Annotated in this window: 10 protein-coding genes; 6 read left to right on the forward strand and 4 right to left on the reverse strand. The window is 37.8% G+C overall.

Translation table 11 applies throughout. The features are described from left to right. Window positions 1–164: 164 nt before the first annotated feature. Both NNJ73_RS03825 and NNJ73_RS03830 read right to left on the reverse strand, forming a co-directional pair. Window positions 165–1241, reverse strand: a complete 1077-nt coding sequence (locus NNJ73_RS03825) for an SGNH family hydrolase (protein WP_254492787.1) — start codon at window positions 1239–1241, stop codon at window positions 165–167. A gap of 15 nt (window positions 1242–1256) precedes the next feature. Continuing rightward, window positions 1257–2513, reverse strand: coding sequence for a lytic murein transglycosylase (locus tag NNJ73_RS03830; protein ID WP_254492788.1), 1257 nt, complete (start codon window positions 2511–2513; stop codon window positions 1257–1259). A gap of 261 nt (window positions 2514–2774) precedes the next feature. Between NNJ73_RS03830 and NNJ73_RS03835 the strand changes: the two genes are divergently transcribed. Both NNJ73_RS03835 and NNJ73_RS03840 read left to right on the forward strand, forming a co-directional pair. Then, a complete protein-coding gene (locus tag NNJ73_RS03835) occupies window positions 2775–3665 on the forward strand; it encodes a UTP--glucose-1-phosphate uridylyltransferase (protein ID WP_254492789.1) in 891 nt (296 codons plus the stop codon). 39 nt (window positions 3666–3704) lie between these two features. Further along, on the forward strand, window positions 3705–4697 hold the full coding sequence (locus tag NNJ73_RS03840; RefSeq protein WP_254492790.1) for an SIS domain-containing protein: 993 nt from the start codon (window positions 3705–3707) through the stop codon (window positions 4695–4697). A gap of 275 nt (window positions 4698–4972) precedes the next feature. Here NNJ73_RS03840 and NNJ73_RS03845 read toward each other — a convergent pair whose 3' ends face one another. Continuing rightward, window positions 4973–5341 carry a hypothetical protein gene (locus tag NNJ73_RS03845; protein WP_254492791.1) on the reverse strand — a complete coding sequence of 123 codons (369 nt, stop codon included), beginning with the start codon at window positions 5339–5341 and terminating at the stop codon, window positions 4973–4975. A gap of 267 nt (window positions 5342–5608) precedes the next feature. Here NNJ73_RS03845 and NNJ73_RS03850 point away from each other — a divergent pair, with 267 nt between their 5' ends. The 3 genes from NNJ73_RS03850 to guaB all read left to right on the forward strand — a co-directional run bounded on the left by NNJ73_RS03850 (window position 5609) and on the right by guaB (window position 10590). After that, window positions 5609–6994, forward strand: coding sequence for a sigma-54 dependent transcriptional regulator (locus tag NNJ73_RS03850; RefSeq protein ID WP_254492792.1), 1386 nt, complete (start codon window positions 5609–5611; stop codon window positions 6992–6994). A 362-nt stretch (window positions 6995–7356) separates the two neighbouring features. Next, window positions 7357–8928 carry a phospholipase D family protein gene (locus NNJ73_RS03855; RefSeq protein WP_254493210.1) on the forward strand — a complete coding sequence of 524 codons (1572 nt, stop codon included), beginning with the start codon at window positions 7357–7359 and terminating at the stop codon, window positions 8926–8928. Between the two features lie 162 nt (window positions 8929–9090). Beyond that, window positions 9091–10590, forward strand: a complete 1500-nt coding sequence (gene guaB, locus NNJ73_RS03860) for an IMP dehydrogenase (RefSeq protein WP_254492793.1) — start codon at window positions 9091–9093, stop codon at window positions 10588–10590. A 179-nt stretch (window positions 10591–10769) separates the two neighbouring features. On the opposite strand, the gene NNJ73_RS03865 is transcribed toward guaB, so the two are convergent. Further along, entirely contained in the window at window positions 10770–10916 is a 147-nt protein-coding gene (locus NNJ73_RS03865; protein WP_254492794.1) for a hypothetical protein, read from the reverse strand. A 525-nt stretch (window positions 10917–11441) separates the two neighbouring features. On the opposite strand from NNJ73_RS03865, the gene NNJ73_RS03870 reads away from it, so the two are divergent. Beyond that, on the forward strand, window positions 11442–12728 hold the full coding sequence (locus NNJ73_RS03870) for an RsmB/NOP family class I SAM-dependent RNA methyltransferase (protein ID WP_254492795.1): 1287 nt from the start codon (window positions 11442–11444) through the stop codon (window positions 12726–12728). Window positions 12729–12738: the final 10 nt, after the last annotated feature.

Here is a 12738-nt window from a genome sequence, read left to right on the forward strand (position 1 = left end):
GCTATAACGGTATGGTTAACACCATGCCGTTTTTATCTTATCCGAAAGATGCAGTTGCGATTTATGAAAATCTTCTTCTTTATTTATGTTTCTGTAAACAGTATTTTTTTATCTTATTCTCTTTTCGTTTATGGGGAAATGAGATTTTGTATTTTAAACAGACATTATGGGGAAGAAAAATTATCAGCGCGATCTTTTTGATGCCCATTTGGCGGAAACCATGATTTTTTTATAAAACTTGATTTTCTTTTACCTAAAAGATGGGTATTTTGTTGTGCCATATCATCGAGGCTTATCGGAGGTTGACGCATCATTTTACTTGTCTCTTGTTTCTCTGATTCTTGTATAAGTTTTTGAATAGTTTGATTGGTTGAGTATGGCTCGTCATGAGAAAAGGCATGAAAATTTAAAATATTTTTCAATGGTTTTTCTAAATAAGAGGCAAGTTTTTCCTTTCCCTCAGAGGTGAAATGAAGGCCGTTATTGGTGCGTAATTTGACTATTTTTCCATGAATATCATAGCCTGAAAAAGAAAAGTTTCCTTCTTCATCAATAAAACCGCTCCAGATATCGAGAAAATATCCTCCTGCTGTTTCTGTTTCTTGTTTGTAGAGCGCATTAAAAATTTTCATTTTTTGTGTCAAAAGGTCATTTCCAAAAGAAGGCTGGCCTATCCATATCCATGATTTTCCAGAAGCATGAAGATTTTCAGTAATTTCGATAATTCTTTGTTTGTAGATGCGCATCCATTCTGACTGATCTGTATTAATGATGCCATAAGAGTCTTTGATGGGTTGATTATCATTTGCACCGATCATTATGATAATGATATCGGGGTTATTTTGATCAATAAGTTTAGAAATATTGCTTTGCCAAGAATAATAATCTGTTCGCACGAGACCGGAAGCGGGCATTGTATGGTTTATAATAACGATATCACTATTATCTGTAAAAAACTTTTTAAGGGCATCGGCAACAGCAGAAGCTGCAAAATCCCCTATGACAAGAATGCGCTTTGCATTCTCGTTTTTCGGCTTTTGTATGTTTTTGTGTGTTACGATTTTTCTTCGCGGCTTGTCTATTTTTTGTTCTATAATTTGCGGTGATTGTTGTGTCTGTTTGTTTTGTTGTGATAACCATTTGAAGAAGTTGGTTGCGTGACTTGGGGAGGGCTGTATGATCCCCACAATAGAAAGTGAAAACAGTAAGAACATCAAGTATATCAGACGAAAAAGAGACAAAAACTTAACTCTCCATTATTGTTTACGAAGGAGAAAAAGCACTTGAGACGATGGATATCCATTTGCTTTTAAACCGTGACGCAGTTGAAAAGCTTTAATTGCTTTGCGGGAGGCTGTTCCGATTTTTCCATCAACATTTCCTTTATAATAGCCCAGTGCACTTAAGCGAGATTGCAATTCTTTGCATTCCTGGAAGGTAAGGGGCTGAAAAGGTCTTTGCCAATCATGCACTAATCCAGGATGTCCAGCAATACGATCAGAAAGAAGGGCAACAGCAAAAGCATAACGATCTGCATTATTATAACGTTTGAGAACAAAGAAATTTTTTGTGACTAAGAATATAGGTCCTTTGTCTCCATCTGGATATTTTAATATTGCTTGTTCAGTTAATGGGGGAAGAGGATGCCCATTGGCATGTTTTACACCTAACTTTTTCCATTGTTCAAAGGAACACCACCCACTGGGAAGATTTTTCCCTTGGGGAACTTTCACCTCTACTCCCCAAATAAGGTGTGATTGCCAGCCATTTTTGTGGAGAAGATTAGCAGCAGTAGCCAGAGCATCTGGAACAGATGTCCAGATATCACGCCGTCCGTCTTTGTCCATATCAACGGCATAGGTGAGATAACTGCTCGGAATAAATTGGGTATGTCCTAAAGCACCGGCCCAAGATCCAGTGAGTTGAGAGCGTTTAATTTCACCATTTTGTAGAATTTTCATAGCCGCAATCAGTTGTGTATGTGCATATTTTGCACGTTTTTTATCAGCATAGGCTAGGGTTGCAAGCGAGCGAATGGTATCACGCATGACACTTTTATTGGCTAAAATTTTCCCGTAATTGCTTTCCATTGACCAAATAGCAAGTAAAATATTGCGGTTAATACCAAAACGTTCTTCAATTTGAAGAAGCCATTTATTCCATTTTTTTGCTTGGCGCCGCCCTTCCACAATTGCGATATCATGGACACGATTATCGAAATAATTCCATGAGGGCGCAATAAATTCTGGTTGATATGCCGCGCTTTTTAAAACTTCTGGATCAATGGCATTAACACCTTTAAAAGCCATGTGAAACGTAGAGGGGGTAATATTGTGAGCAATAGCTGTCTTTTTAAATTCTTTAATCCAGTGTTTAAACCCGCTATCAGCATATGCAAAGGATACAAAAAACATTAAAAAAGCAGACAAAAGAACGACAAAGCGCGTAATAAGCGTTCTCCAATTTATTGACTTCTCTACAAAAGAGAAAGTCTTCAATTCTGTTTTTTGCATTTTGAAATCCCCATTAATATTCAATTTATTAGATGTGCAATAATTTTATTTTGTATTTAGTTTAATTGATAATATGATCAAGAAGAGGAAAAAACTGCAACAAATAATTTGTTTAATCCTTTCAATAAATTCTCATATTCTCTTTTACATTTTTGATTGCCCATTATAAGGATAATCGAAATAATAAGATATCTTTTTTACTATTTCATAAAAACATATGATAAATAAAAAGGTTATATGAATTCATTGAGGAGGGTAGGTTTGCGTAAAATCCGGAAAGCAGTATTCCCCGTAGCAGGTCTTGGTACACGTTTTCTTCCTGCAACAAAAACGATTCCTAAAGAAATGCTAACGGTTGTTGATAAGCCTGTTATTCAATATGTTGTGGATGAAGCTCGAGAGGCTGGCATTGAGCATTTTATTTTTGTGACTGGACGCAACAAAGCAGTCATTGAGGACTATTTTGATGCGCAAGTTGAATTATATACAACACTTGCTGAATGTGGAAAAAAAGAAGATCTTGCGCATTTATACCGTTTACAGCCGTTGCCAGGGACAACTTCTTTCACGCGGCAACAGCAACCTTTGGGGTTAGGGCATGCGCTTTGGTGCGCGCGTGAATTAGTTGCAGGCGAACCTTTTGCTTTGTTATTACCTGATATGTTGATACAAGCAAAAAAGGGGTGTCTTTCTGAGATGATGAGCCTTTATGAAAGAACGGGAGGCGGAAATATTATAGCAGTTCAGGAATGCGATCCTAGAGAAACCCATAAATATGGTATTGTGGGGAAAGGCAAACAAATTGCCAATGGTTTTGAAATCACAAAAATGGTAGAAAAACCAGCGTTTGGAACGGCACCATCAAATTTGTACATCAATGGACGTTATATTTTGCAGCCAGAAATTTTTAATATTCTTTCCACTCAAGAACGAGGAGCAGGAAATGAAATTCAATTAACAGATGCGATGATAAGGCTTTCAAACGAACAGGATTTTTGGGGTTTTCAATTAGAAGGGCGCACTTTTGATTGCGGTTCTAAAGCTGGTTTTATTGAAGCTAACGTTGCTTTTTCTTTGGCACGTGCTGATATGCACAGTCATGTTTCTGCCTCATTGAAAAATTTACTAGAAACCATTAAAGTTGAACAATGATGTAGATCTCCCATTTAATTTTATTGATTGAATTTGATTATGACAATACCATTTCCTCATAGGGCTTTGCAGGGGGCTGTTGCATCGGCGCTTAAAACACTTGCCAGTGAAAAACAAGGGCTTGAAGCTCTTGAAGCAGCTTTTCTTGACAGTCTTTCATCTTCTTTTGAAGCGGCTGTTCAAACCATTAGAAATGCCCCCGGACATGTGGTCATTACGGGCCTTGGAAAAAGTGGTCATATCGGAACAAAAATTGCAGCAACTTTAGCTTCAACTGGAACGCCTGCTTTTTTTGTTCACGCTGCAGAAGCCAATCACGGTGATCTTGGTATGATTGGATCTGATGATGTTATTCTTGCTTTATCATGGTCTGGTGAGACACAAGAATTAAGTGGCATTATGAGTTATGCGGCACGTTTTCGTATCCCCCTTATTGCAATGACATCAAGTGAGCACTCTGTATTAGGACGACAAGCTGACATTGTTCTCTTATTACCCAAGATAAAAGAAGCTTGCCCTCATGGTTTAGCACCGACAACTTCAACAATTATGCAATTGGCAATGGGAGATGCATTAGCAGTTTCTCTTTTAGAAATGCGTGGTTTTACCGCAACAGATTTCAAAATATATCATCCTGGTGGTTCTCTTGGTGCAAGCCTTAAATATGTGTGTGATATTATGCATGAGGGGGATCGTATTCCTTTGGTTATGCAGGGAACAGCTATGACTGAAGCGATGAATGTTTTGGTAGAAAAACATTTTGGTTGTGTTGGTGTTATCAACCCAAAGGGTGAACTCATTGGAATTGTGACCGATGGTGATCTGGCACGGAACATTCATTTTAATTTATCAAAATTTAATGTTGATGAGGTGATGACCAAGGCTCCTAAAGTTGTAAAGCCAAATACACTTGTTGGCGCAGCAATGGCTTTTATTAATGATCATCATATTGGTGCATTTTTCGTGGTTGAAGATAAAAAACCGATAGGAATTGTTCATTTTCATGATCTTTTGCGCATCGGTGCTGCTTAGATTAAAGTTCTCTATCAGATAAATGTTATTTTAGGCTAAAATAGACGGAACGATACAAAGTCACAAGTTTTATTGTGAAGGGGCTTTTCGCTGATCTTTTGTAGGAAAAAATAATTATTTTATGCATTTTATCATATTTAGAAAATTCTACGGATATAGAGATTATATCAGTCTCTTTGCGTATTTTAGAGAGGATTTTCTATCAGGAGGAGAAAGGATCACCTCCTGTTTGATGTCTGTATTCCCTCTGTTCTTAATTAAGAGAAGCTTACCTTTTATTTTGTTGAAGATTTCCGCTTAAGGAAAAACTGTGCTCCTGTATGTGAAGTACAGAGAAGTTGTGTGGCGTCATATGACATTGTACAATTGACTCTAGAAATTGTTCCACGGAGAATAGAGCGTATTTCAATTTCTATATTTTGGGCATTGAGGTAACTATAGATCCCTTCTGATAGTTTTTCTTCTGTATCTGCTGCACGCGTTTCAAAAACACCATTGTGGAAAGAAGAAATAATGCCATTCTCATCAACCCATTTTCCATCAATTCCGGTTGACATATTGGGGTTATAATACTGCGAAAAGCCACAGGCACTTAATAGCAAAGCGGTGATTGTAAGACATAAAATATGATAGGTATGTTTCATTTATTTCACTCTAATTTAGATTATTTTGCTCTCTATTTTCTATAAAATTATTAAATTGTGCCATGAGTCAATATGAAAAATTTGATGAAAATCAATGAAAAAGCAAAACAAATAGAAAAAAATGCCTTAATGTTGTATTTAATTAACAGCTTGATGAAATGCGCAAGTGAAACACAAGAGGTGAAATATTTCTTATGGTTTACAACAATTTTTACATTAAGCTGCTGAATAGTCTCATGAGTAGTCTCAAAGGAGATTATTGACATTATGGTTGGTCCCATTCTTGTTGCGAGTGAAGATTATGGAAGACGTATAGAGCTTTCTGCTATGCTCCGAGGTTTTGGTTACCGTGTCATTGAAGCAGAAAATGGCCTCCGTACAATTGATCTTTTACACAGACGTAAAAACATTGTGCTTGCACTCCTTGATGTCATTATGAGTGATTTGAGTGTAAGCGATTTGATTAAAATGATTAGAGTTGCTGGTGTTTCTGTTCCTATTGTTGTGATAGCACAACAAGAGAATCAGGATTTACTCCAGAAAGCTTTAGCAGCTGGAGCTATTGATTATTGGATTCATCCAGTAACATTATTACGTGTAAGAGTTACTTTGGATATTCTTGCTCTTATTTCTGCCTTGGAGCATGAGGTTCAAGATATTCGGAGAAAGAAAGAGAATCATTTAAGGTTTTCGGATCTTTGCATAAAAAGTAGAGCGATGCAGATTGTTTTAGAACAATCGAGAACAGCAGCAACGACTTTACAGAATCTTTTGATAGAGGGTGAAGTTGGAACAGGTCGTGAGACCTTAGCTCGGATTATTCATCATGAAGGTTTATTCGCGGAGGGCTCTTTTATTCGCTTTCAATGTTCGGCGATTGTTGATCCAGAAGAAGAAAATCAGCATTGGTTCAAAGAATTTCTCCCATTGGTTTCTTCGCTTGAAAACGGGACGCTTTGCCTTTGTGATATTGATCGTCTTGAACCCATACAGCAAAAACGGCTTGCTCATTATCTTAAAGAAAGGGAAAGGGATGCAAAAGGAGAACTTTTTCCTTTTCGGATCATTGCTATTTCAACATCGCGTCTAAAGGATTTGGTTAAAGAGAACTTTTTTTTGCATAGTTTGTTTGAACAATTTTCTCATCTATCGATTAGTGTTCCTGCTTTACGAGAATTAAGGGATGACTTTCCAGAGATCACACAACGTTTGATTGATCGCATCATAACAGAAACAGGGCGATCACATGTGCATGGTTTAGCAGGATCAGCTCTTTCTTTGCTTATGCAGTATGATTGGCCTGGCAATAGAAATGAACTTGAAAATTTTCTATTTCGTGCGATTTTACTCAGTGAGGGACCGTTATTAACTGTTCGAGATTTTCCCCAATTAATGGGAAATTCATTAATGAGTGTTCCAAATATCATTGAGGGTAATATGCAAGAAGATAATGTACAAGATTCGATACAATTTTTGAATACTGATGGGCATGTGCGTACTTTTGCAGAAATGGAGCATGATATTATTGAGAAAGCGGTTAAACATTATAAGGGACATATGAGTGAGATTGCACGCCGCCTTCATATTGGTCGCTCTACACTTTATAGAAAAATGGAAGAATTGAGAGCCGTAAGAAATCAAGAGCAAAAATAAAATTCATAATAAATCATCTTTTGATGACAAGCATGATTTTCAAAAAATGGTAAGGGCTTTTGATAAAGTTACTGGGGGGTGACTTAAAAGAAAACAATTATTTATTGTGAATTTTATTGAACTATTTTATCGTTTGTTTCATTTTATCCAATTTTAGTTAAATTTACATTTATTAAAGCCGAGAGATATTTTTTGAAGCTTTTAAATATTGCAGCTAAAATTTTTACGTTGTGGATATTAAATTTATACTCTCTTAAGCAAGAAGTGGCATTTTATTCGCTACACGGTTAAAACGAAATAATTAGTATTATGGTTCGTATCACGGGTGATGCGATAGCTTGAAAATAGAAAGTTTATCTTCTTTGACTCTTTTACAGATTGTTATTGGTTTTATTCTCTTTTTTTTTATTGCATCTATGTTGGCAATCTATACCTATGGGCGTTTTGTGAAAAGTGCTAGGGGGCAATGTTCTTATGCGTTACCTATTCAGAAGGATGAAACCAAGCTTGATCGTATCGTTAGTCAATTGGCTGAGGAAGAAAATGGTCTGGGGGTTAATAAAGATGCCCTTTCCCTCATCATTAGCAATTTGGATGCGTTTTGTGTTCGTGCAATAGGTGCGGCGGAGGCTGGTCGTAGCCTTGATCTGATGTATTATATTTGGGACGATGATTTAACGGGGCGTTTATTATTAAGTGAAATAGTTGAGGCAGCTGATCGGGGCGTTCGGGTGCGACTGCTTTTGGATGATATTAACGCTCAGGCACGTGATCCAGCTTATATTGCGCTCGATAAACATCCTCATATTGAGGTGAGAATGTTTAATCCAGGGCGATCGCGTAAAGGTGGGTTACGCCGTGGTTTAGAGATTATATTACGGGCAATTACCGTAACACGTAGAATGCATAATAAAGCTTTTATTGTTGATGGCAGGGTTGCTTTTGTAGGAGGACGTAATCTTGCAGATTCTTATTTTGATGCAGCTGAAGAATCTCATTTTCGAGATTTAGATTTGATGTTAATCGGTCCCTCCGTTAAAAAGGTAGAAAGTATCTTTGATGATTTTTGGAATAGTGCTGTTGTTTTGCCAATTCATACTTTGGTTCTTCCTAAAAGCGCAAGCGATCTTAGCTATTGGAAGGATAAATTACGAAAGTTTCGGGATTCCAAGGTTGCAAAAGTTTATTTAGATTATGTCAAAGAGCACATTAACTTCGAGTGTTTTATCCAGACAGGAAAACGGTTATTTTTAGCCGATAAAGTTGTCGTTCTTTCTGACCCTCCAGAAAAAGCATTGCGTAAAAAAGCGAGCAATTGGCTTATGAAGGCCCTTTCAAAGGTTATTGGAAATGCCCAAAAAACGGTTCAGATTACATCCCCTTATTTTGTTCCTGGTAAGGTTGGGACGCAGAATTTTAGTCATTTGGTTTCAAAAGGTGTTGATGTCAAAATTCTCACAAATTCTTTGGCGGCGACCGATGTGGCATTAGTGCATGGTGGTTATGTCCCGTATCGTAAGGCGTTGTTAAAAAGTGGTGTTAAGCTTTATGAATTAAAAGCAGAAGGCAATCCCCATGGGTTACGATTGTTTCGATCGAGTAAGGCAAGTTTACATGCCAAAGCTTTTTTAGTTGATCGTAAAACAGCTTTTATTGGATCTTTAAACTTTGATCCCAGATCAGCAGCACTCAATACAGAAATGGGCATTCTTTTTGAATGTGCTCCCATTACAGCAAGGCTAGATTTGTTGTTTTGCGAAGAAACGACGGGCGAAATGAGCTATCATCTTCGTCTTGGTAAGAATAATCGTATTTATTGGGATTTTATTGAAAATGAAAAAAAATATAGCATTGACTATGAGCCAGAAAGCAATTTTTGGCGTCGCACATTTGCAAAAATAATAAGTTGGTTACCAATTGAATCACAATTGTAAATTTTTATAAACCACACTTAAAAAAAATATTTATTTTTCTTTTCATTTTGTTTGTAGCATGGCATAATTTTTTGCCAATCTACCCTATGAGAACCGCAGTTGTATTTTAAAGCTCCTTGCGGTGTTTTATTATAATATTTTATTATAAAAAGGAATTTTGCTATGGCAAAGATTGTTGAAACGGGGACAGGGGCATTGGCACTGACTTTTGATGATGTACTTTTACAGCCCGGTCATTCTCTTGTTATGCCTAGTCAAGTGGATCTTAGGACGCGCATTGCAGCGGATATTCAGCTCAATTTGCCATTACTTTCCGCTGCAATGGATACGGTAACAGAATCGCGTTTGGCAATTGCTATGGCTCAAGCTGGTGGTCTTGGGGTTATTCATCGGAATATGTCTCCTGCTGAGCAGGCAGAAGAAGTCCGCCAGGTAAAAAAGTTTGAATCTGGTATGGTTGTTAATCCAGTCACAATTGGGCCCGATGCAACACTTGAAGAAGCGAAAGCTTTGATGCGCTTTCATGGCATTTCCGGCATTCCGGTTGTTGAAAATAGTGTTAAAGGTGAGACTGCTGGACGGCTTGTTGGCATTTTGACCAATAGAGATGTCCGTTTTGCATCGGATCCAAAACAAAAAATTTATGAATTAATGACCCATGAGAATTTGATCACAGTGCGTGAAAATGTTCAACTGAGTGAGGCAAAATATCTTTTACATCATCATCGTATTGAAAAATTATTGGTTGTGGATGAACAAAATCGTTGTGTTGGACTGATAACAGTTAAGGATATTGAAAAAGCAAAATTAAATCCAAATGCGGCTAAAGATTCTCAAGGACGCCTGCGTGTCGCAGCGGCGAGTAGTGTTGGGAATGATGGGATTGAACGTGCTGAACGTCTCATTGACGCAGGAGTTGATGTGTTGGTCATTGATACAGCGCATGGACATTCCCAGCGTGTGCTAGAAACTGTTGAGCGGATTAAAAAGATGGCTTCCTCTCCAGTTGTTATTGCTGGGAATGTTGCGACTGCTCAAGCAACGCAAGCATTGATTGACAGTGGTGCAGATGCAGTAAAAGTTGGTATTGGTCCTGGCTCTATTTGTACAACGCGTATTGTTGCTGGTGTTGGTGTTCCTCAACTTGCCGCTATTATGAATGCTGCAGAAGTTGCTGAAAAAGCAGGCATTCCCATCATTGCAGATGGTGGGATCAAAGCATCAGGTGATTTTGCTAAAGCTTTAGCGGGTGGGGCTTGTGCAGCGATGATCGGTTCTCTTTTAGCGGGAACAGAAGAAAGCCCTGGTGAAGTTTATCTTTATCAAGGTCGATCTTTTAAAGCCTATCGCGGTATGGGATCTGTTGGGGCTATGGCACGAGGATCAGCAGATCGCTATTTTCAAGATGACGTTCGTGATGAATTGAAGTTGGTTCCTGAAGGTGTAGAGGGACAAGTAGCCTATAAAGGTCCTATAGCATCAGTTCTCCATCAGCTTGCTGGTGGACTGCGTGCTTCGATGGGGTATGTTGGGGCAAAAGATCTCGTAGAGTTTCGTAAAAAAGCAACGTTTGTTCGTATTACTAATGCGGGACTCCATGAAAGCCATACGCATGATGTTTCGATCACACGGGAGAGCCCAAACTATCGGGGTCCAGTTTGAAAATATAAGAGCTTAGTATCATATCGCATAGATGTAGAATCTTACGAGAACGAGGAAGAGAGACAGTTCTTTTTTCTGTTTGTGATTTGGTATCATAATCCGGAAAAGGAAAGAATTAGAGGCTAAAACTCTAATTCTTTCTGCTAAGACTATGTGAAGTCAATTATATAAAGTTAGAATTAACTTTTTGTTGTTTTGCGTCCCATCTTTGACGCACGTTGGCGAGTGTTTGTCTGATCACTTTGGACGGATTTCTTTCCATTGTTTGAGGGCATTGTATTATGACGGCTTTTAGATGAAGTTGTTTTTCCATTATTATAAGTCATTATTTTCTCCTTTTAAATTATCTGGCAGTTGCCATTACAGTCAAAACGGTCATGCCAAATAGTGGTTCCAAGCATTTTTTAAAAAGTTAATTTTTTGTTGAGAGTAAGATGAACTTGTCTCATCTTGTTAGAAGCTTTTTTATTTTTCAGAAGGATAACGTTTTCAAGATGGAAGATATCGGATTTTTTCAGTTGTTTAGATAAGTCGAGAAAATTTCATTTTATTTAATAATTCAAGATTTTGTTTTTTTCGTAATGTATGGCGAAAGAAATTCTTTATGGATGGCAACGTATCTTTTAGCTTAAGAGAATTCATGTACTTTAAAAGGATAAAAAGCCAATGGGCAGAAAATGAAAGGAAAAATCTAGATATACTAAATGGGATCTTATAAAGAAGTATGCTCAGATCATTTTAAAAGTGAGTGTAAATTTTTGAGAGTTTTGAATAGATTTCATTGGCAATAAGAAAATAATATTATTTTTTTATAATGGTTTAGAATTTCATTATTTTAATGGGAGAAATGAATGCGATTAGGTGGGCGTTTGCAAGCAGCAATAGATGTTCTTAAAGAGATAGAAATGAGGCATCGCCCCGCAGGAGAAGCTTTAAAGGATTGGGGGCTTTCTCATCGCTTTGCTGGAGCAGGTGATCGTGCAGCCATTGGTACAATTGTATATGATGTTTTAAGACGGCGATATTCTTTACAATGGCGAATGGAGAGTGATGATATTCGGGATATTGTTTTTGCTACCTTATTAGATACTGGAAAAATGACGCTGGAGCAAATTGACAATGCGTTAGAAGAAGATCGGTTTGCGCCGCAGTTATTAGGGGATAAACAGCGCAAATCGTGGCAAAGGCGGCAATTAGTGGATGCACCAGATTATATCCGTGGTGATATTCCTCAATGGTGTCAAGCGCATCTTTATCCTTTATTTGGTGATAACTGGATCGTGGAGGCTGCTGCACTAGCAACGCGCCCTTCTTTAGATCTACGGGTCAATAGCCTAAAGGCAACACCAGAAAAGGTGCTGAAAGAGTTAGCAAAAACCAAACTTCAATCGTTTTCATGGTTTCGGCAAGCTTTAAGAGTTGCGCCGATTGAAAAATTTGATCGCCATCCCAATGTTCAAGTGGAACCAGCTTTTCAAAAAGGGCACTTTGAAATACAAGATTTAGGGTCTCAAATTGTTGCTCATCTTGTGGAAGCGCAAGCAAGCATGCAGGTATTAGATTATTGCGCCGGTGCTGGTGGCAAAACATTAGCTTTAGCTTCTGATATGAACAATCGTGGGCAAATTTATGCTTATGATTCTGATAAAGCACGCCTAGCGCCTATTTTTGATCGTCTTCGACGTGCTGGTGTTCGTAATGTACAAATACGAGCACAAAAAGAAGAATTGAAGTCCTTAATAGGTCAGATGGATAGAGTTTTGTTAGATGCACCCTGTAGTGGGACAGGAACATGGCGTCGTCGTCCAGATGCGAAATGGCGTTTAACATTAGAGCAGGTAAAACAACGCCAAACAGAACAGAGGACTATTTTGAATGAAGCGATCGCTTATCTTAAACCAAATGGGCGCTTAGTTTATATTACTTGTTCTCTTTTTGCAGATGAAAATGAGGAACAAATTTCCCATTTCCTTCAACAATATTCTCATTTTTATCCAATAGATATGCAGGCACTTTGGCAGAAATATTTCAGTTCTTCACCTGTGCAACCCGTTTTTTCAAATTATGGACTGACTTTATCGCCTGCAACAACAAAAACAGATGGATTTTTTTTATCTGTGTTGCAAAAAAAACATTGAACCATATTTT

It is taken from the genome of Bartonella sp. B1099 (genome assembly GCF_944801835.1).
Taxonomy (GTDB): Bacteria; Pseudomonadota; Alphaproteobacteria; order Rhizobiales; family Rhizobiaceae; genus Bartonella.

Coding starts and splice junctions, on each gene's coding strand:
- NNJ73_RS03830 (WP_254492788.1), bottom strand. CDS start 2,513: ATGCAAAAAACAGAATTGAAGACTTTCTCTTTTGTAGAGAAGTCAATA.
- NNJ73_RS03845 (WP_254492791.1), bottom strand. CDS start 5,341: ATGAAACATACCTATCATATTTTATGTCTTACAATCACCGCTTTGCTA.
- NNJ73_RS03870 (WP_254492795.1), top strand. CDS start 11,442: ATGCGATTAGGTGGGCGTTTGCAAGCAGCAATAGATGTTCTTAAAGAG.
- NNJ73_RS03850 (WP_254492792.1), top strand. CDS start 5,609: ATGGTTGGTCCCATTCTTGTTGCGAGTGAAGATTATGGAAGACGTATA.
- guaB (WP_254492793.1), top strand. CDS start 9,091: ATGGCAAAGATTGTTGAAACGGGGACAGGGGCATTGGCACTGACTTTT.
- NNJ73_RS03840 (WP_254492790.1), top strand. CDS start 3,705: ATGACAATACCATTTCCTCATAGGGCTTTGCAGGGGGCTGTTGCATCG.
- NNJ73_RS03865 (WP_254492794.1), bottom strand. CDS start 10,916: ATGACTTATAATAATGGAAAAACAACTTCATCTAAAAGCCGTCATAAT.